Consider the following 18,986-nt stretch of genomic DNA (forward strand, 5'->3'; position numbering starts at 1 on the left):
AATGCGCGGCTCAAAACCCATCGATTGCGACATATTCGATGGGTTGAAGGGTTTTGGAATCAAGAATTGCAACCCAATCCTTGGTCATTTTGCTGGTTATTGGCAAATAAAGTAAATCGCTCTTGTTAATATTGATTCCGTCCAATTTTCGCGCCAACACTTCTGCCGTCAAGGTGCCGCGTGCTGCAAGTTCGAGTAGTGGTTTGGCGCGATATCGAATTGCACTCTCCGCCTGAGAATATGGTATCCACCAAGAAGGCCTTGCGCTGGGCTCTACGCCTTGCAATGAAAATTCAAGACTTTGCAACCGTTCGTCGGCATCCTTTGGTTGCCGTACTGCGGCCAGTTGAATGCCTGTCGAGGGTAGTGTCTGGAATTCAGGAAGTGCTCTGGAAAATTCGGCTTCATCAATTTCAACAGCCGTGACGACCACGAGACGGTCGTTCTCAAAAACCACCATGACGGGCCGCGCTTCCCAAAGCGCATGCATGCCATAAACCAATGCACCAAGTTGGATGACCCCTACCGCAGTCCAATCCACCAGCAGCGCGCGGCGTGTTTTTGTTGGATTACTGAGGTAAAAATTCAACAATGGCCCGCACACTACATCTACAGCAATCAATACGGCTACAAGCGTGCTGACGCCAAGCATCTCGCCGAACGGTGCTGCATACCAACCCTTGAAAATCCAGAGTGCTGCCAATACCGCGATGATTAAACTGAGAAGCGCGTGCCGTGCAGCAATGTGAGCCGCAAATTTCCATCGTGTTGAATTCCATACTCGATTCATTTTTTCTCCAAAAAAAAAGAGTGCCGAGGCACTCTTTTTTACAGGCCCAAAGGCCGCTGGATTTTAACGGCAAGTAGCGGGCGCGTACTTCGCTTCCAGCGTACCGGCCTTAGCGCCGGCCATGCCCGCATTTTTTGCGGAGTTCCCCGTGACGGAAGAGCAGGCCCAGTCAAGCGCGCCGCTGGTGCCAGCCGTCAAAGCGGCTGCCAGGGTGACGGACGTGCCCTTGGCTGCCGTACGCACATAAGGCGAAATGACCAGCGTGTTCTTTGCCGCATTAACCCCAGTAGCGGTAGCGTTGTATGTCACCGTGATCGGGCCGCCAGCGCCAATCAGCACGCTGTCAACAAACTTGGAGTTGGCACCAGTATTTGCATTCTGGGTATTCCAAGTCAAGACGACGTTAGCCAGTTCGGTAGTGCTGGTGCCGTCAGTGGCAATCATGTTCTTCGCGCCTTGGGCCAGGTTCAGGCCTTCGGTCACACGGGTACGCACGGTGTAGTCTTGATAAGCCGGCAGCGCGATGGCTGCCAAAATACCAATGATGGCCACCACGATCATCAGTTCGATCAGGGTAAAACCTTTTTGCATGAAACGCTTCATAAATTTCTCCTCGAGATTGAGAGCAAACACCACCTGCTGGCAGTGCCACAGGGTATGACATCTACAGCACTTTTTGTGCCAGGGTCCGGCTACCCCCGAGATGGGGATGAGCTGGGTATGGAGCGTGAATAGGTTAACCGCCTCGGGGCAATGCTCTTGGTTTGTGACATTTTTGTCGTCCTAATTTGTCCGCCCTGACTGCCGGGATGTCTGACACGAAACCAAGAGTCGTTCTGGCATCCAGGCCTTACGCAGAAAGCCCGAGCACTTATTGCTTTTGACCAATTGGCTTACCCGCAGCTATCGCGCAAGGGGCTTGCTCGCTGGGGTCGATTCTCGCTTTCGGCGTCCTAAGCCAGATAGCCTCCTGGCTGCTCTGTTCTGTCTCTTCCGAGTGGGTGAACAACAACCACGGTCGATCGACAGGTTCTGAACGTTAGGTGTTCCCGCGAGTGTCTCGCCAAGAAAGTGACTTATGAGAAAGTTAAAGGCCCGCAGATGTGGGCCTTCTTCGATTCAGCGGACTGCAATTCAAGCATGCAGTTCAAGACGTATTTCAATGTACTCACGCCGCTTCCAGAACTCATCGACCTGCTCTTGTTGCTATTCCTCCACCGATGCAAGGTGCCCGAAGTCTGAAATCGCTTCAGGTGTTCAATCATGAGGCTTTCAGCGTTGTCCATGGCTACCGTTTACTCCCATGCAAAAGAGAAGGATTGCGGCGCAGAGTCCGCCAACGGTCGAGGCCGTAGGTCGCGCTTTTGGATGTTTCCTACACCTCTAGCACCTCGATTTTCTGAAGATCAATCAGCTGGAACGCCCCGCATTCCAGCGCGTTGGCCTCGCTCATGATGAGACCACTTTCCTGCGGCTTGGCGTGGGTGATGTAGATGGGGAACTGGTGGGCGCTGGGGGGCAAGGCCTGCAGCTCCTGGGCCAGTGTGGCGGGTGACAGGTGCAGGCTTTTGCTGGCCAGATCATGCTCGCGGTTGCTGAAGGCGGTTTCGATGAACAGCGCGGCCACCCCGTCCTCAGACTGGTGCAGTGTGTTAACACGCTGCCAGAAGTCCGGGTTCTGGCCTCCGGTGTCGCCGCTATAGACCCACCAGCCGCTGGTGCCGCGCGCAGCATAGCCCACAGCGGGCACACTGTGGCGGGCGGAGAGTACCTCCAGCACGGTGCCAGCCACGGTCAGTCGGTTGCCCACGGCCAAGGACAGCAGTTGCAAAAAGGGCGCCTCAGGCGTCGGGATGCGGGTGAAGTCGGGCCATATGGTGTTGTTAAAGACGTGCTGGCGCAGGGCGTCCAGCGTGGCAGGCAGGGCGTGGACCTGCACGGGAGTGCTGCGTAGAGACGAAACAGCGTCAAGCATCAGCGGCAGCGCCGCGATGTGGTCGAGGTGCGAATGCGTGAGGAACACATGGTCGATGCGGCGCATCTGCTCCAGCGTGAGGTCGCCCACGCCGGTGCCGGCGTCTATCAGGATGCTGTCGTCAATTAGAAATGAGGTAGTCCGGCAATCTTTGGCAATGGCTCCGGAGCAACCCAGTACGCGAACCTTCATGAACCCGCCTTGTCCTATTCGTTGTTCATTGGCTTACTTGGTATCGAAACTGGTGGCGCTGTCCCACCCGGGATCGAAAGGCTGCCCTCTCAGGGCCTGCACGCGGTTGGCATACAGGCCATAGAGCGAGGAGTGCGGGGCGTTGTGCAGCAAGTCTGTCAGCAGTGTGCCGCATTGTGTCCAGTCCTGGGCGCGATATGCTGCGAGAAAGTGTTGCCAAGTGGATATTTCTGAGGCCCGCGCCGGGGATAGCGTGTCTAGGGGGGACATTGGCGTGTAGATAACGACCGCCTGGGCCTTGCCCTTGACGCGCACGCGGTCGAGTTCCTGCCAGGCGAACTGGGGTACCTGGGAGTGGGTAGTTTCGCTCACCACGGTGCGCACGCCATAGTGTTTGGACAAGCCTTCCAAGCGTGATCCCAAGTTGACCGCGTCACCAATGACCGTGTAACTGCGTCGGATGTCCGAACCCATGTCGCCCACGCACATGGTGCCGGTATTCAGGCCAATCCCGATACCAATCTCGGGGAGCCCGCGCTCTCGGTGCAACAGGTTGATCTGCTCAACCGCACGCTCCATGTCCAGCGCTGCCTGCACTGCCAGTTGCGCGTGTTCTGCGGTTGGCACCGGCGCTCCCCAAAACGCCATGACGCAGTCCCCCATGTACTTGTCGATGGTGCCTCTGTGGCTGCGAATGATGTGGGTCAACTGGCTGAACACGTCGTTGAGCAGGGCTTGCAGCTGCAGGGGCTCCATCTGCTCTGACATGGCGGTGAACCCCCGCATGTCGCAGAACATGACGGTCAGTTCACGGCTGGTGGCTTGCATGCTGTAGTTTTCTGGCTGCTTGACCATCTCGTCCACCAACTCGGGTGGCACGTAAGTGCCAAACAGCGCAGCCAGTTCCCGCTTGGATCGGCTTTCCACAAAGTAGCCGTAGACCATGTTGAGCGCAAATGCCAGTACCGCCATCACGATTACCGTCGCCAGTGGCATTGCCAAGCCTTGGGCGAGATAAAGCCACAGGTTGAGGCCTGCCAGCGCTGCAACCACCCCCAGGCTGAGAAGCACCGCGTAGGTGGCTGACAGCGCGGGCAGGGCGAGGGCCAGCAAAACACCTGCGCAGAGCAGTTGTGCAGCGTCAAAGCCCACCGCGTAGTCGGGTCGCACGATGCTTTTGCCATCGAGAAAGGCGGACAGCATATTGGCGTGGGTTTCCACGCCGGGATAGGTTCGGCCTACGGGGGTTACGCGCAGGTCGAGCAGACCGGGGGTTGTTGAGCCCACCAGAATCAGTTGGCCTTGCAGGTTGTTGGCAGGCAGTTTGCCCTCCAGTACATCCGACGCGGAAACGTAGCGGAATGACCCACCGCTCACGTCGCCGGGGCCGCGAAAGGGGATCAGTGTTGCTAGCCGGTCGTCTACAGGCAGCGCAAGTTCGCGGCCATGCTGGCGCAGCACGATGCTGTGCAAGGTGTCGTGGGTGCCTTGGGGGGCGGCGCTGACATAGTTGGGATGTACTTCCGGCAAGCCAAGCAGTGTGCGAAACATCGCAAGCGCCAAGGATTCGTAGTACTTTCCCTGGTGCTCCGCAAGGAGAGGAAGGGACCGGACTACGCCATCGTCATCGGTAACCGAGTTGAAAAAACCCGCAGCAGGCACAGCATTGGCCAGTTTTTCAATGTTGCTGCCGTATCCACCCCAGGAGGTGGCCCGCAATGGGAGACCACGAAGTCTCTCGGTGGGCAAGGCAGGAGGGGGTAGAACACCTTTTGTTCTCCCGTCCCGGTCACTGGTGAAGTAGTAGCCCAGAACTGCAGGTCGGCCTTGCAGAGCTTGGGCAAAGAGTGCGTCGTAGTCAAGAGTGGGAGCCAGGCGCGCCAGTTGTTCCTTGAAGCCCGTCTGCGCCCGCAAAGGCCCTTTGGCCAACCGCTCCAGGTTTGCGAGGCCTGAGCTTCCGTCTGCTTCGGCGAAGAGGACGTCAAACCCCACCAGCGCGACCTGTTGCCGTTCAAACAGCTCCTGCGTCAAAGCAGCAAGCTTGTCCCGTCCCCAAGGCCAATGCCCCACCCTATCAAGGCTTTTTTCGTCAATATCAACGATGACGATACGCTCGTCCAGCGTTCGCGGCATGGTCGCACGCAGCCGGGTGTCGTAGATGATGTTTTCGAGCCGCTCCAGCACCTGGAGATGAAGGGCGCCTGAAATGTGCAGCAGTGCAAACGCTAACGGAATCAGGGTGACTGCCGTGCGGCGAGCGTGCCGTCGGAACAGATGCAAAAGTCTGGATTGCATGGGTTCCGGCGACAAGGTCGGCAGATGAATTGCCAGATGGGGCGCGAGGCCCGGGTGCGGCCGTCAGCTTTGTTCGAACTGCATCTCCGTACCTGCCAACTCCAGCCGATCACCGTGTTTGAGAGGTACAGGAGATGTGCCGATGGAAGCACCATTGAGCAGAGGCATGTCGGGGCCCTCGACATGGGCCAGCACAAAGCCCTGATGCCGCTTAGTAATGGAGGCCACGGCAACGCCAGGTTTGCCGATGGTGGTAACCACCTTTTGCAGCGACACTTCCCGCCCCGCAGCGGCACCAGACATCACACGGATGACCCCTGAGATGGGCGGGGCAGCGGCAGCACCCAGCGGGGCAGGCCGGGAGGCCGTGCCCAACGGAGGCACCATTCCCGGTTTGAAGATCATGGTCTTCTCGAAGTTTTGCCCTTCAGCCTCGTGCAGGAAACGGATCTTGTACTTGCCCACCTCAACGGTATCGCCATTGCGCAGTTCTTGGCGCTTGACAGCCTTGGCGTTGACGTAGGTGCCGTTGGTGCTCCCCAGGTCTTCAATTTCCACATCCTGGCCTGCCATGTGAATGACGGCATGTTCGCCGCTCACGGCGAGGTTATCGATCACGATGTCGTTGTAAGGGCGGCGGCCGAGCGTAGTGCGCTCTTTGGTCAGTCGCACTTCCTTGATGACAACCCCGTCGATTGAAACGATCATTCTGGGCATGATCCACTCCTGATGTGATGAGTAATTGTTGTAGTCGGCGCCACTTACGCGGCCCCTAGCAATCGGGACATAAGGCCGCGTTTCTTGCCCCCCGCAGCCGCTTGCACCAGCAGTACGCTGACGTTATCACGCCCACCGTTCGCATTGGCAGTGTCGATGAGCAATGTGGCTTTTTCCTCCAAAGGCAGTGGTGTTCGCACCAGCTCCGCCAAGTCTGAGTCAGCGACCATGTCCGTGAGGCCGTCTGAACACATTAGGAACAAGTCATTGGGGGCCACCTGAAACTCGTTGACTTCCATCATGACATTGGGCTCTACGCCCAGCGCACGGGTAACGAGATTGCGGTTGGACGACAGCGCGGCTTGCTGCGCTGTAAGCAGGCCGGCATCAACCTGTTCCTGGAGCCAGGAGTGGTCACGTGTGATCTGTTGCAGGGTGCCATCGCGCAGGCGATAGCAGCGGGAGTCGCCAATATGTCCGAGGATGAGGCGGCTGCCGTGGAAAACCCCGACCACCAGCGTGGTGCCCATTCCCGCATATTGGGGGTTGGAAAGCGAGGCACCCAGAATGGCATGGTTGGCGTTCTCGACGCAGATCTCCAGGGCTCGCCGCACGTCGGTCGATTGGGGGGTGCTGCCGGCTTGCCCCAACCAGCGGGCCATCTCGGTGCGGATGAAGGTGGTGGCCATGCCGCTTGCCACTTCACCAGCGTTGTATCCGCCCATGCCATCAGCGAGGATGGCGACCTGAGCATCCCGGTCGACCGCCACCGCATCTTCGTTGTTGGTGCGCACGCGGCCTTTGTCGGTGCGTGCGAAAAATTCGTAGGTCATGGATGTTGGGGCGAGCGTCATCGGGCGCCTGAAATCGGCGGGAACGCCGCGCCCCGCCCAGCGGGTTGCTCCATCACGGTTCTCTGAAAATCCGCCATTTCATGCCCTGTTGCATCGCGGTCCGCATCATAGACGACTGCTCCCGGCTCCGGCGATCCCGCCTGTCCGGCTGCCACGCCCGCCAGCCGCAGGTCGGCGGCAAATTGCCGGCCCGTCTGGTACCGGGCCTCCGGGCGTTTCTGAAGGGCCTGGGCCACCACGCGCGCCACGGCGGGGGAAAGCTCGGGACGCAGCTGCCGAATGTCGGGCGCCTCCGCGTTGGCGATTTTGTGCATCAGCTCCGTCATCGACTCCCCGCGCAGCGGCAGCGAGCCCGTCAGCAGCTGAAACAACGTGACACCCAATGAGTAGAGGTCTGACCGGCCATCTACCTTCTTGCCTGCGAGTTGTTCCGGTGACATGAAACTCGGGGTTCCCAGAACCAGTCCTGTGCGTGTCTTGCTGGAATCCGTGATGCGTGCAATGCCAAAATCCGTCACCTTCACGGCATCCGTGGCGGCGTCGAACATGATGTTGGCAGGCTTGATGTCGCGGTGCACCACGTTGTGTGCGTGGGCATAGTCCAGCGCCTCGGCAACGCGTGCTCCGATGGAAAGCACCGTGGCCACCGGTAGAAGATGCCCAGCATGGCAGGCCCGCGCCAGGTCTGCGCCCTTGAGGAACTCCATGGCGATGTAAGCCAGATCGTGTTCCTCGCCAGCATCAAAGATCGTCACGATGCAGGGGTGCTGCAGGCGCCCCGCTGTTTCTGCCTCGCGAAAGAACCGGGCTCTGGCGTCGATGAGTGCGTCGCCCTCGAACTCTTCGCCGAGCGCCAGGGTCTTGATGGCAACCACGCGTCCAATCTTTGGGTCTCTTCCCAGGTAGACCACGCCCATCGCCCCTTTGCCAATCTCCCTGTCTATCTGATAGCGGCCCAGCATCGGTATGCCGGTTGCGGCATCACCTGGCAGGCGCGGCGCTGGGGTGGGGGGAATCGATGCGGGTGTGCTGGACGGGGCGCCAGTTTCCTTCTGCAAGTGCGCCCGCACACGCTTGTACCGTGCATGGGCATCCTTGTATCCCTTGTTGTGCTGCAGGATGTGTTTGTAGACGGACTTGGCCTTGGCAAAGTTGCGCTTGCGCTCAAAGTCCTGAGCCAGGTGGTACAGGTTGTCCATCAGGGCATCGCTGGGCGGCACTCGGCGCAAGCGCTCGAAGGCCATGTCCAATTGGCCCTGCCCCTGCAGCGCAAGCCCCATCATGCGATCGGTTTCGGCGGTTTCCGCTGATGGGGGCGTACCTCTTGCGCTGAGCTTGCCCAGCACGGCAAAGGCTGTGATGCCTCCCAACAAAGCCAGCACGCCGGGCGCCAAAGGAATCCAGAACCCTGCGTAACGCAGCAGGCCCCACTCAGTGGCGACGAGCAGGAGCAGGAGCCCTGCGCCCAGCACTCCCCCGGCTGGACGAGAGAGTCTCGGAAGGGCCAGCGCAACAAAGAGCAATGCTCCCAGTGCGCTGCCCCAGGACATCGTCCATACCCACTCAGGTCGTTGCACCCCGAGGCCCAGCCGTATGGCCGACAGCGTTTGCGCCAGCATCTCCACGGGATACATCGTGCGCGCGCCGGACTGGACCCACGGGGTGACCAGCGCGTTGCTTGTCTCACCCACCAGTACCACTTTGTCCTTGAAGTCCTGCGGCGGAATCTTGCCGCTGGATACCTGGGCAAAAGACACCACAGGGAATGCGGAGGCACCGTCCGGCGCTGCGTGAAATCGCGGATGCATCACCGCCGAACCGTCGGTCACAACGTGCAGCCCACCCATGCGAATGCCCTGAGGCTCCGTCTGAACCCGCAGTTCGTTTTGGCCCAGATGCAGACTGTGCCTCGCCGCGAGCAAGGCCAAGGAGGGCACGCCGACGTCGTCGTACCGCAGCAGAAGGGGAATGCCGCGAAGGTGACCATCTTCGTCCAGGGCGACCGAAAGATGACCAACGCCTGCCGCCACCGAACCGATCCCAGCGACCGGGTTTTGCGCCGATGTGGCGGGGATCGCAAAGCTCGCAGGGTTCGGCAAAACGCTGCGGTGCGCATAGGCGGGCAGCGGCGTGCGGGCACCGCCCGCCAGGGTGTAGCGCGAAGCCAGGAATACGTTGCCGGCCCGTTGGATGCTGGCGGCCAGGCGCGCGTCAGAATCCAGAGCCTTCTCCGCCTCGTCTACGGTGCGGCTCAACTCCGTCGCCAGCGGGGATGTGTCCCCCGCCCGCGCCATCGTGTCCCGCATTTTGCGAAGGTAGGCAAGGCCACGGTCGGACTGGGGTTCGGCAAAAGACGGGGTCAGGACAATGGTCTTGGCGCCAGCCGCCGAAAGCTGGTCGATCAACTTGGCGTAGACATCCCGTGACCAGGGGCCGTTGCCCAAGCTTTCAAGGCTGGCATCGTCGATGCCAATGATGGCAATTTCAGGCAACGGGGCTGGCGTGTGGATGCTGGTCGCAGCGTCATACACGCGGTACTCCAGCCACTGGAACACACCCGTGGCTGCGCACAGTGCAACCAGCACCGCCGCAGCCAATGCGCCCCGCAAACCATCGGTACGCCACATGCCAAGCCACCGCCCCGAGGTTGTTCGTCCCACTTGCTGATATTCCACTCTCTGTATTGAGAGCTGTTCAAAGCAATATTTAAGCCGGGGCTGCCGGGGGCTTGGTGTGACCCCGAACCGCATGCGATGGGTGGTTCATCGAGGATTCGATGGCGGTTCTTGTCGGGGCAGGCAGGATGCGTGAATCGGGTGTGCCATTTTTGTCACCCTAACGCGACGAGCCACCCAGGCACACTTTGGTCTTCCCATGCAAAAAAGCGCCCGGAACGTTGGTTCTGGGCGCTTTTTTTGGAATTCGCCTTCCTCTGCGAGCCCTCAAGCCCTCAAGCCCGAGGTGTCCGCGGTGACGCGGACGGGCGCAGCGAGATTTACTTCAGCTGGGCCTTGAGCAGCTTGCCCAGTTCCGAAGGATTGCGGGTGATGATGAAGCCCGACTCTTCCATGATGGCCAGCTTGGCGTCGGCCGTGTCGGCACCGCCAGAGATCAGCGCGCCAGCGTGGCCCATGCGCTTGCCGGGAGGGGCCGTCACGCCAGCGATGAAGCCCACGATAGGCTTCTTCATGTTGGCCTTGCACCACTGGGCGGCTTCGGCTTCGTCAGGACCGCCGATTTCGCCAATCATGATCACGGCGTCGGTGTCTGGATCGTCGTTGAAAGCCTTCATCACGTCGATGTGCTTGAGGCCGTTGATGGGGTCGCCACCAATGCCCACAGCGCTCGATTGACCCAGACCGACTTCGGTCAGCATGGCCACGGCTTCGTACGTCAGCGTGCCCGAGCGGGACACCACGCCGATGCGGCCCTTGCGGTGGATGTGGCCGGGCATGATGCCGATCTTGATTTCGTCGGGCGTGATCAGGCCAGGGCAGTTGGGGCCCAGCAGCAGCGTCTTCTTGCCGCCAGCGGCTTCCTTGGCCTTCATCTTGTTGCGCACCATCAGCATGTCCTTGACCGGAATGCCTTCGGTGATGCAGATCGCCAGGTCCAGGTCGGCTTCGACGGCTTCCCAGATCGCGTCGGCAGCGCCTGCGGGCGGCACGTAGATCACCGAGACGGTGGCGCCGGTCTGCTGGGCGGCTTCCTTGACGGAGGCGTAGATCGGGATGTTGAAGATCGACTCGCCCGCCTTCTTGGGGTTCACGCCAGCCACGAAGGCGTTCTTGCCGTTCGCGTATTCCTGGCACTTCTCGGTGTGGAACTGGCCCGTCTTGCCCGTGATGCCCTGGGTGATGACCTTGGTGTCTTTGTTGATGTAGATCGACATGTTTCTCGTCCTAGTCAGTTGGGGACAGAGCTAAAGATCTGTCCCCAAGGTCATTACTTAACGGCAGCGACGATCTTGGTCGCAGCTTCGGCCATGGTGTCTGCGGCGATGATGGGCAGGCCGGACTCGGCCAGCATCTTCTTGCCCAGTTCTTCGTTCGTGCCCTTCATGCGCACGACCAGCGGCACGGACAGGTTCACGGCCTTGCAGGCGGTGATCACGCCGGTGGCGATGGTGTCGCACTTCATGATGCCGCCGAAGATGTTGACCAGAATGCCTTCGACCTTGGGGTTCTTGAGCATGATCTTGAAGGCTTCGGTCACCTTCTCGGGGGTGGCACCGCCGCCCACGTCCAGGAAGTTGGCCGGTTCGCCGCCGAACAGCTTGATGGTGTCCATGGTGGCCATGGCCAGGCCGGCGCCGTTCACCAGGCAGCCGATGTTGCCGTCCAGGCTGATGTAGGCCAGGTCAAACTTGGAAGCTTCCACTTCGGCCGGATCTTCTTCGTCCAGATCGCGGAAGGCCACGATTTCGGGGTGGCGGAACAGCGCGTTGGCGTCAAAGTTGAACTTCGCGTCCAGGGCCATCAGGTTGCCCTTGGAGTCGCAGTTCAGCGGGTTGATTTCCACCAGCGACGCATCGGTGTCCATGTAGCACTTGTAGATCTTGGCGAAGATGTCCACGGCCTGGTCCACGGAGGCGCCGGTCAGGCCGATGGCAGCAGCCACCTTGCGCGACTGGGCTTCGGTGATGCCGGCCAGCGGGTCGATCATCTCGGTGATGATCTTCTCGGGGGTGGAGTGGGCCACTTCCTCAATGTCCATGCCGCCTTCGCTCGAAGCGATCAGGGCGACCTTTTGCGTGGCGCGGTCGGTGACCAGCGACACATACAGTTCGTTCTTGATGTCGGCGCCGTCTTCGATGTACAGGCGGCGAACCTTCTGGCCCTCAGCGCCCGTCTGGTGCGTGACCAGCTGCATGCCCAGGATGTCGCTGGCGCGTGCCTTCACGTCGTCAATGGTCTTGGCAACCTTCACGCCGCCGCCCTTGCCACGGCCACCGGCGTGGATCTGGGCCTTGACCACCCACACGGGGCCGCCGAGCTTCTGGGCTGCTTCAACGGCTTCTTGCACCGTGAATGCGGGAATGCCACGCGGAACGGGCACACCAAAATTGCGCAAGATTTCCTTGCCTTGGTATTCGTGAATCTTCATGAGGTCTCTCTCAGGGAAGGGTGGTAGTTACCCGTTTACCATGAACAGATGTCTGGCCGCGGGCTTGGGACATGGCAACCCGCGACTGTATCATGTTGCAACGCACCATCCTTGTGCCTAACTTACACCCTGGGCTGGGCTGGTAGCCTTCCCATTCCCCCTTTTTCTCTTTTCTATTCCGGCAGCCGCTGCCGCCTTTTTGCAGGAGCACCTCCATGTCCAAAGTCTTTATCGATGGCGAAGCCGGTACCACGGGCCTGCAGATCCGCGAGCGCCTGCAGGCCATGCCGCAGATCGAGCTGGTCAGCATTGCGCCCGAGTTGCGCAAAGACCCGGCCGCCAAACGCGACCTGATCGCGGGGGTCGACCTGGTGGTGCTGTGCCTGCACGACGATGCGGCGCGCGACACCGTGGCCATGGTGGACGAGATCGAGCGCAGCTCGGGCCGCAAGGTCAAGGTGATCGACGCCAGCACGGCCCACCGCACGGCCGATGGCTGGGTGTACGGGTTTCCAGAACTCGCTGCATCGCAGGCGCAGGCGGTGCGCGACGCCACCCGTGTCTCCAACCCCGGCTGCTACGCCACGGGCGCGATTGCCATGCTGCGCCCGCTGGTGGACGCCGGCCTGATCCCTGCGGACTACCCTTTGAGCCTGCCTTCGGTGTCGGGCTATTCCGGCGGCGGCCGCACCATGATCGAAGCGTACGAGGCAGGCACTGCAGCGCCGTATGAGGCCTACGCCCTGGGCCTGACGCACAAGCACATTCCCGAGATCCTGCGCTACACCGGCCTCACACGCCGCCCGGTGTTCATCCCCGCCGTGGGCAACTTCCGCCAGGGCATGTTGGTGCAGTTGCCGCTGCACCTGGACCTGCTGCCCGGAGCCCCCAAGGCCAGCGACCTGCACGACGCGCTGGCCGGTCACTACAGCCGCACCAACACGCCCGAGCAGTGGGTCAGCGTACTGCCGCCTACCGATGATTTGAAGCTCGCCGCCGACACGCTGACCGACACCAACAGGCTGGAGCTGCGCGTGTTTGCCAACGAGCAATACCGGCAGGCCGTGGTCATCGCGCGCCTGGACAACCTGGGCAAAGGTGCCAGCGGCGCCGCAGTGCAGAACCTGCAGCTGATGCTCGGTCTCTGAACCGCTACGGGTTTCCCCACCCTCCTGTCTGCCCGGCAGGTTTTCGACGCGCCAGACCTGGCGCGTTTTTTCTATGGGCGTCCCCGGCGGAATCGATTAAGCTGATTCCAGACCGCTGACCACGCCAGGCCCACTGGCGCACGCCGTATGTTTGGGGGGGCTGATGGGTTTTCCACTGTCTTATGACATCGTGGCGCCGCAGATGCGGTCGCTGCAGAAGCTCGAAGCTGCGTTGCAGCGCCTGGATCTTCGCTGGGAGGTCATCGACACCACTGCACGCATCGTGTGCCCGGGCGAGGCGGCGGGTTTCCTGCATACACTGGACCAGACGCGTACCGCGTTCGCCACGCTGGCCCAGGAGATGGTGGAGCACATTGCCACCACCCACCTGAGCAACCGCATGGGCGACCTGGCGTCCCGCGCCCAGGTGGCCATCGATATTCTGGTGCGCAACCTTTTCGAGCGCACGGCCGATGTCGGCTTCATCGCCACCGATGGACCGCTGGTGGCTTTTGTGGAGGCTGCGGCAGTCCAAGGCGACCCCGATGCCGCCACGCTGCTGCGCCAGCGGTTGCAAGAGTACCGCGCCAAATACACCGTCTATGACGACATCCTGCTGCTGGATGCCTGTGCCCATCCGTTGCTGGGCCTGCAAGACCGGCAGGTGACCGAGGCCTTGGTTGTGCAGGAGCCATCGTGGTGGCGGGGTGCGATGGACAGGCCCGGTTATGGCGAGCACTACGGTGCCTCGGGCTGGTATCCCGGCGAAGGCGATCTGCTGCTGTATGTGCACCGCGTTGTATCGGCGCAGGGGCGCGCCTGCGGGGCCGTGGTGCTGCGCTTTGGACTCCATTCCGAGCTGGAGTCGATCTTTGCCGACCTGCGCGACCCCGAGGACCGCGTGGCGCTGCTGCTCGTGGATGGCAGTGACCGTGTCATTGCGTCCAGCAAGCCCGCTGAATTCTCGGTGGGCGAGGTCCTGGCCACTGGCTCTCTGCAGTCGCTTGACGCCCGCCCTTGCACCCACCGGGGCCACGACTACCTGGCGCAGGCGCGCACCACCCGGGGCTACCAGGGCTACCAAGGCCTGCCCTGGCGGGCGGTGGCGCTGGTGCGGCTGGATGCGGCGTTCAAGGGCGAGCAAGGTATGCAGGAGTCTGCAGGGGGCGGTGGCGCGCCGGCGACGGCTGAGGCGGCGCGCATGGAGGTGGATGATCCCATGCTGCGCGCCATTGTGGAACGCGCCCGCGCCATCGAAGAAGGGCTTACCCGCGTGATCTGGAATGGCAAGGTGGCCGAATCGGCGGTGAGTGCAGGCTCGTCGATCCATGCCGTGTTTGACCAGATCGGGCGCACGGGCAAGGACACCATTGCCGTCTTCGACGGTGCCATCCAGGAACTGCGCGGACTGCTGCTGGCAGGGCGCCGCGCCGAGATGAAGGCCCATGCCGGCCTGGCGGTCCGCATCATGGACCGCAACCTCTACGAACGTGCCAACGACTGCCGCTGGTGGGCGCTGTCCGAAGAACTGGCCCATGCGCTGGGTGACATCCAGGCGCGGGGCGCGCCCGGGCAATCAGCCGCTGCAGCACAGCGCGCGGCACAGATCCTCGCGCACCTCAACAGCCTCTACACGGTGTACCGGCGCGTGGCGCTGTTTGACCGCCAGGGGCTCGTGGTGGCCGTGTCCTGCGATGCCAACACGCTGCCCGCCGACCTGCAGCTGGATGCCGACCTGGTCCGGCGCACCCTGGCCTTGCAAGGTTCGCAGGCCTACGCCGTGTCGCCCATGCAGCCCCAGGCGCTGGCCGATGGCTTGCCCGCCTATGTGTACTGCGCCGCGCTGCGCGCTGCGCCGGGCGGCCCGGTGGTGGGCGGCATCGCGCTGGCTTTCAACTGCGCCACCGAGCTGAAGGCCATGCTGTGCGACGCACTGCCGCAGGGCCAGGGCATGCGCGGCTTCTTCACCGATGCGCAGGGACGCGTGCTGGCCAGCGCTGACGAGGATGGCCCGGATGCCGCTCTGGGCGGTGCCCAACCTGTGCTGCCTTTTGTGGCAGATATCGCACGGGCCGCAGTGCCACCCGCCGCCGCAGGGCGGCAGCCCGGGCAGGGCGCAAGAACTTCCTCTGCGGCGACTGCGTCTGTCCTGCCCGCCACCGCGCAGCGCGTGCACTGGCAAGGGCGGGACTATCTGGCGGGTGTGGCGGTCAGCACCGGATACCGGGAATTCAAGCGCGACGATGGATACCGGGAACCCGTGTACTCCGTATTGCTGATGCCAGTGCAGCCCGCCGTGGCCAGCGGCGGTGCCCTGGCCTTGCCGCAGTCATCTGTGCAGGGGGCGGGCGGCAATGTACGCCGCTATGGTGTGGTGGCCTGTGGCGCTCTGCTGCTGGCCATTGACAGCATGCACGTGCAGCAGGCCATGTCGGCCGCGCGCCTGGTGCAGGTGCCGGGCCCGGGGCAGCTGGCCGGCATGTTGGAGATTGCCCACGAAGGCGGCACCCGCATGGCGCCCGCCTATGATGCCTGCCGCATTGCGGGCCTGTCTGCATTGGCCGACCCTCGGCGGGCCGTGGCGGTCGTGGTCAAGAGCCAGGGCCGCCCGGTGGTGCTGTTGGTGGAGCGTCTGGTGGGCGTGGTGTCGCAGGACAGCGTGCACCCAGTGCCCGGCAGCGTGTCTGCGCATGCCCCATGGATCACGGGCATCCTGAGCGACCGAGGCTCGGGCCAGGCCATCGTGTATGTGGTGGACCCCAATGGCCTGGATGCCCGGTGGGTGCCCTTGCCCCCCGAGGTGCTTGCGGCACCCTCAGCCAGCAGTACCTCTGCAGAGTTGACAACACAGCGCTGACCGGGCCTGGTCTATGGACGCTGCCTGGTTTGGTCAGGTGGCGCCGCCAGGGTCCTCGTCATTCGTGTCGCCGTCCGTATCGCCCCCAATGGCTTTCTGGATGGCATGCATCGTGAAGCCGCGTGCCATCAGGAAGCGGACCTGGCGCGAGCGTTCTTTCATGTCCAGAGGCACCTGGCCAAACTTGCGCTGCCATACCTCGCGCGCGCGCTGCACCTCGGTGGCCAGCAGCGGGGCCGTGGCCTCGCGCGCCAGCTCATCGGCCACGCCCCGGGTGCGCAGTTCCCGGACCAGGCGGGCGGCACCCAGGCGGGGGCCCCGGCGATGCACCAGGGATTGGGCCGCGCGCTGGTCGCTCAGCCAGTCCTGCTCCACCAGCAGGTCCAGCAGGGCGGCCAGCTCCTCGGGACTCTCCGCGTGGGGTGCCAGCTTGGTGGCCAGCTCGCTGCGGGAATGTTCCCGCTGGCTCAAAAGGCGCAGGGCCCGGCCCTTGAGCGAGAGCGTGGTGAATCCCATGAATCTCTGTGCTTCAAATTTGATAGCTGTCAGCGCTTGTCAATCAAGCGCTGGAGGCCTATTTTGTTTGAAGTTTCGGAGTTCACTCGTTCGCGGCGGCGGCAGGGGCTTGCAGTGCGTCGGGCAGCAGCGCAATGCCCAGTCCTTCGCGCACCTTGTTCTCGATTTCACGGGCCAGGTCGGGGTTCTCGCGCAGGAACTCGCGCGCGTTGTCGCGGCCCTGGCCGATCTTCTCGCCGTTGTAGGCATACCAGGCGCCCGACTTCTCGACGATCTTGGCGGTCACGCCCATGTCGATGATCTCGCCCTCGCGGCTGATGCCTTCACCGAACAGGATGTCGAACTCAGCCGTCTTGAACGGGGGCGACACCTTGTTCTTGACCACCTTGACCTTGGTTTCGTTGCCGATGGCTTCGTCGCCCTTCTTGATGGTGCCGGTGCGCCGAATGTCCAGGCGCACGGAGGCGTAGAACTTGAGCGCGTTGCCGCCGGTGGTGGTTTCAGGCGAGCCGAACATCACGCCGATCTTCATGCGGATCTGGTTGATGAAGATGACCATGCAATTGGTCTTCTTGATCGTGGCGGTCAGCTTGCGCAGCGCCTGGCTCATCAGGCGGGCCTGCAGGCCGGGCAGGGCGTCGCCCATTTCGCCTTCGATTTCGGCCTTGGGCGTGAGGGCTGCGACCGAGTCGATGACGATCAGGTCCACAGCACCCGAGCGCACCAGGCTGTCCACGATCTCCAGCGCCTGCTCGCCGGTATCGGGCTGGCTGATCAGCAGGTCGGACAGCTGCACCCCGAGCTTCTGGGCGTATTGCACATCCAGGGCATGTTCCGCATCCACGAACGCGCAGGTGCCGCCCTGTTTTTGCATCTCGGCAATCACCTGCAGCGTGAGCGTGGTCTTGCCCGAGGATTCCGGGCCGTAGATTTCGACCACCCGGCCACGGGGCAGGCCGCCCACGCCCAGGGCAATGTCCAGGCCCAGCGAGCCGGTGGAGACCACCTGGATGTCCTCGATCACCTCGCCTTCACCCAGGCGCATGATCGTGCCCTTGCCGAATTGTTTCTCGATCTGGGCGAGCGCGGCGGCCAGGGCCTTGGCCTTTTCGGTGTTCACGGGCAATGCGGGGTTGGTGCCTTTGACTGCGACGTCCATGAGAAAACTCCTTGAAAAACAACAGGTTGGATGTTTGCATTGCTCTGCAATTAATCACAGGCTGGATGCTTGAACAGTAGTTTATGCGAGCTATTGGAAGGCATTCAAGGATAATTTAGTCAGTTTGCCTGACAATTCGGTGATGCCTGATTTGTCCCTTCCATCCCCTGCCGAAGACGGCTGGCGCCAGACCCACCTGGGCCGCCTGTTCGGCCACGCCATGCGCCGTTTCGACGCGCGCGTGCTGCAGCTCATGGCGCACAACGTGGAAGTGCCGCTGGCGCTGTCCAACCTGGCCGCGCGCGACCAGGTGAGTGCAGCCCATGTGCACATCACGCGCCACCTGGCGCTGCCGGGCGACCGGCTGACTGACCTGGCCCAGCGTGCGGGCATGACCAAGCAGGCCATGGCCAACCTGGTGGACCAGTGCGAGGCCTGGGGTCTGGTCACGCGCGAGGCCGACCCGCTCGACGCGCGCGCGCGCCGCGTGTGTTTCACGACCACGGGCCTGGCGTGGCTGCAGGCGTTCCGGGATGCCGTGGCACAGGCAGAAGCCGAGTTCCGGACCGAAGTAGGCCACGACGTGGCCACCGTGGTGGCCATTGGACTGGAGGCCTATGCGGGCGGCGATGGGGCCGGTACGTTGATGCGCTGAACCCGGGTCAGGCGGCTGCGCCCGTTGCCAATGGCACCTGGGCCTGCGCTGCAGCCGCCAGCTGGCCTGCGTCGATGCCCATGGCACGCAGTGTGCGCGCCGCCACGCCTTGCGGCATGGTGGCCACCACTGCCACTACGTGGGCCCCCAGAAGGGGGCCGCCCTGGTCCTTGCGGGAGCGCGCGAGCGTCTGCATGACCTCCTGGCCCGAGGGCTGGGCCCGGTAGAGGCCTGGAACCGGTGGCGCGAGGGCCTGTGCCTGCGGCAGGGGCGCATTCAGTCCCATGTCCTGGAGCGCATCGCGGTACTGCTGCTCGATCGCATCCCGCACGGCGGCGGGGTCGGCCCCCACGCTCTCCAGCGCACGCCGGGCCGACCCCTCGGGAAGATCGATGGCGGCCAGCAGAAAATGCTCGGCCCCCGGTGCGGCCTGGCCGCTTGCGCGGGCATGGGCCTCGGCGCTGGTGCACAGGCAGCTCAGCGTGCGCATGCTCTGGAAGCGGTGTTGCAATTGGCGAAACATGGCGAGAACTCCTTCTCAAGAACGGAACGTCTGTGGGGCCTGGGGCATGTGGGGTGACAGGCGCTTGTGCGCTGCCTGCTTGCTCACGCCCAGGGCCTGGGCGATCTGCGTCCACGACCACCCCTGCTCCAGCGCCGCGGTCACGGCAGCGGTTTCCAGCCGGTCGGCCATCAGGCGCAGGGCGACTACGGCAGCCAGC

Annotated in this window: 16 protein-coding genes; 3 read left to right on the plus strand and 13 right to left on the minus strand. The window is 62.6% G+C overall.

The genetic code is table 11. From position 1 onward, the window contains the following. Positions 1-10 precede the first annotated feature (10 nt). The 9 genes from NFX52_RS16615 to sucC form a co-directional block, all read right to left on the minus strand. Entirely contained in the window at positions 11-790 is a 780-nt protein-coding gene (locus NFX52_RS16615; protein WP_156358589.1) for a fimb protein, read from the minus strand. Positions 791-853: 63 nt separating this feature from the next. Continuing rightward, positions 854-1,393 (minus strand): pilin, encoded by a 540-nt coding sequence (locus NFX52_RS16620; RefSeq protein ID WP_156358590.1) that lies wholly within the window; start codon positions 1,391-1,393, stop codon positions 854-856. A gap of 772 nt (positions 1,394-2,165) precedes the next feature. Beyond that, positions 2,166-2,957 carry an MBL fold metallo-hydrolase gene (locus NFX52_RS16625; protein ID WP_055394565.1) on the minus strand — a complete coding sequence of 264 codons (792 nt, stop codon included), beginning with the start codon at positions 2,955-2,957 and terminating at the stop codon, positions 2,166-2,168. A 33-nt stretch (positions 2,958-2,990) separates the two neighbouring features. Beyond that, positions 2,991-5,252: a CHASE2 domain-containing protein gene (locus tag NFX52_RS16630; protein WP_055394567.1), complete on the minus strand. Its 2,262-nt coding sequence runs from the start codon at positions 5,250-5,252 to the stop codon at positions 2,991-2,993. A gap of 63 nt (positions 5,253-5,315) precedes the next feature. Continuing rightward, positions 5,316-5,969, minus strand: coding sequence for an FHA domain-containing protein (locus NFX52_RS16635; RefSeq protein ID WP_055394568.1), 654 nt, complete (start codon positions 5,967-5,969; stop codon positions 5,316-5,318). Between the two features lie 44 nt (positions 5,970-6,013). Next, a complete protein-coding gene (locus NFX52_RS16640; protein WP_055394571.1) occupies positions 6,014-6,823 on the minus strand; it encodes a Stp1/IreP family PP2C-type Ser/Thr phosphatase in 810 nt (269 codons plus the stop codon). Next, positions 6,820-9,450 carry a CHASE2 domain-containing serine/threonine-protein kinase gene (locus tag NFX52_RS16645; protein ID WP_055394573.1) on the minus strand — a complete coding sequence of 877 codons (2,631 nt, stop codon included), beginning with the start codon at positions 9,448-9,450 and terminating at the stop codon, positions 6,820-6,822. The genes NFX52_RS16640 and NFX52_RS16645 overlap by 4 nt, the downstream gene beginning before the upstream one ends. 368 nt (positions 9,451-9,818) lie before the next feature. After that, positions 9,819-10,715 carry a succinate--CoA ligase subunit alpha gene (sucD, locus tag NFX52_RS16650; protein ID WP_055394575.1) on the minus strand — a complete coding sequence of 299 codons (897 nt, stop codon included), beginning with the start codon at positions 10,713-10,715 and terminating at the stop codon, positions 9,819-9,821. 53 nt (positions 10,716-10,768) lie between these two features. Then, positions 10,769-11,929 carry an ADP-forming succinate--CoA ligase subunit beta gene (gene sucC / locus NFX52_RS16655; protein WP_055394576.1) on the minus strand — a complete coding sequence of 387 codons (1,161 nt, stop codon included), beginning with the start codon at positions 11,927-11,929 and terminating at the stop codon, positions 10,769-10,771. A gap of 215 nt (positions 11,930-12,144) precedes the next feature. Between sucC and argC the strand changes: the two genes are divergently transcribed. Further along, the gene (gene argC / locus NFX52_RS16660) at positions 12,145-13,077 is read left to right on the plus strand and encodes an N-acetyl-gamma-glutamyl-phosphate reductase (protein ID WP_055394578.1); all 933 of its coding nucleotides are present in this window, start codon (positions 12,145-12,147) and stop codon (positions 13,075-13,077) included. A gap of 163 nt (positions 13,078-13,240) precedes the next feature. Further along, the gene (locus NFX52_RS16665) at positions 13,241-15,934 is read left to right on the plus strand and encodes a chemotaxis protein CheW (protein ID WP_055394580.1); all 2,694 of its coding nucleotides are present in this window, start codon (positions 13,241-13,243) and stop codon (positions 15,932-15,934) included. Between the two features lie 33 nt (positions 15,935-15,967). On the opposite strand, the gene recX is transcribed toward NFX52_RS16665, so the two are convergent. Both recX and recA read right to left on the minus strand, forming a co-directional pair. Beyond that, positions 15,968-16,450 carry a recombination regulator RecX gene (gene recX / locus NFX52_RS16670; protein WP_055394582.1) on the minus strand — a complete coding sequence of 161 codons (483 nt, stop codon included), beginning with the start codon at positions 16,448-16,450 and terminating at the stop codon, positions 15,968-15,970. 82 nt (positions 16,451-16,532) lie between these two features. Then, positions 16,533-17,609, minus strand: a complete 1,077-nt coding sequence (recA, locus tag NFX52_RS16675) for a recombinase RecA (protein ID WP_055394584.1) — start codon at positions 17,607-17,609, stop codon at positions 16,533-16,535. Between the two features lie 142 nt (positions 17,610-17,751). On the opposite strand from recA, the gene NFX52_RS16680 reads away from it, so the two are divergent. After that, on the plus strand, positions 17,752-18,264 hold the full coding sequence (locus NFX52_RS16680) for a MarR family winged helix-turn-helix transcriptional regulator (protein WP_029414146.1): 513 nt from the start codon (positions 17,752-17,754) through the stop codon (positions 18,262-18,264). A gap of 7 nt (positions 18,265-18,271) precedes the next feature. Here the strand turns inward: NFX52_RS16680 and NFX52_RS16685 are convergent, their stop codons facing one another. Continuing rightward, complete coding sequence (locus NFX52_RS16685) at positions 18,272-18,787, minus strand: Clp protease N-terminal domain-containing protein (RefSeq protein ID WP_055394586.1); 516 nt, start codon at positions 18,785-18,787, stop codon at positions 18,272-18,274. Positions 18,788-18,802: 15 nt separating this feature from the next. After that, positions 18,803-18,985, minus strand: coding sequence for a helix-turn-helix domain-containing protein (locus tag NFX52_RS16690; protein ID WP_252635740.1), 183 nt, complete (start codon positions 18,983-18,985; stop codon positions 18,803-18,805). Position 18,986 lies beyond the last annotated feature (1 nt).

Source organism: Acidovorax facilis (assembly GCF_023913775.1).
In the GTDB taxonomy this organism is placed as follows: domain Bacteria; phylum Pseudomonadota; class Gammaproteobacteria; order Burkholderiales; family Burkholderiaceae_C; genus Acidovorax; species Acidovorax facilis.

Excerpts from the sequence above, each read along its gene's own strand:
- sucC (WP_055394576.1), bottom strand. The coding sequence starts at position 11,929 with ATGAAGATTCACGAATACCAAGGCAAGGAAATCTTGCGCAATTTTGGT.
- recA (WP_055394584.1), bottom strand. The coding sequence starts at position 17,609 with ATGGACGTCGCAGTCAAAGGCACCAACCCCGCATTGCCCGTGAACACC.
- NFX52_RS16665 (WP_055394580.1), top strand. The coding sequence starts at position 13,241 with ATGGGTTTTCCACTGTCTTATGACATCGTGGCGCCGCAGATGCGGTCG.
- sucD (WP_055394575.1), bottom strand. The coding sequence starts at position 10,715 with ATGTCGATCTACATCAACAAAGACACCAAGGTCATCACCCAGGGCATC.
- NFX52_RS16645 (WP_055394573.1), bottom strand. The coding sequence starts at position 9,450 with ATGTGGCGTACCGATGGTTTGCGGGGCGCATTGGCTGCGGCGGTGCTG.
- NFX52_RS16685 (WP_055394586.1), bottom strand. The coding sequence starts at position 18,787 with ATGTTTCGCCAATTGCAACACCGCTTCCAGAGCATGCGCACGCTGAGC.
- NFX52_RS16615 (WP_156358589.1), bottom strand. The coding sequence starts at position 790 with ATGAATCGAGTATGGAATTCAACACGATGGAAATTTGCGGCTCACATT.
- NFX52_RS16625 (WP_055394565.1), bottom strand. The coding sequence starts at position 2,957 with ATGAAGGTTCGCGTACTGGGTTGCTCCGGAGCCATTGCCAAAGATTGC.
- recX (WP_055394582.1), bottom strand. The coding sequence starts at position 16,450 with ATGGGATTCACCACGCTCTCGCTCAAGGGCCGGGCCCTGCGCCTTTTG.
- NFX52_RS16630 (WP_055394567.1), bottom strand. The coding sequence starts at position 5,252 with ATGCAATCCAGACTTTTGCATCTGTTCCGACGGCACGCTCGCCGCACG.
- NFX52_RS16680 (WP_029414146.1), top strand. The coding sequence starts at position 17,752 with ATGCCTGATTTGTCCCTTCCATCCCCTGCCGAAGACGGCTGGCGCCAG.
- NFX52_RS16635 (WP_055394568.1), bottom strand. The coding sequence starts at position 5,969 with ATGCCCAGAATGATCGTTTCAATCGACGGGGTTGTCATCAAGGAAGTG.
- NFX52_RS16620 (WP_156358590.1), bottom strand. The coding sequence starts at position 1,393 with ATGAAGCGTTTCATGCAAAAAGGTTTTACCCTGATCGAACTGATGATC.
- NFX52_RS16640 (WP_055394571.1), bottom strand. The coding sequence starts at position 6,823 with ATGACGCTCGCCCCAACATCCATGACCTACGAATTTTTCGCACGCACC.
- argC (WP_055394578.1), top strand. The coding sequence starts at position 12,145 with ATGTCCAAAGTCTTTATCGATGGCGAAGCCGGTACCACGGGCCTGCAG.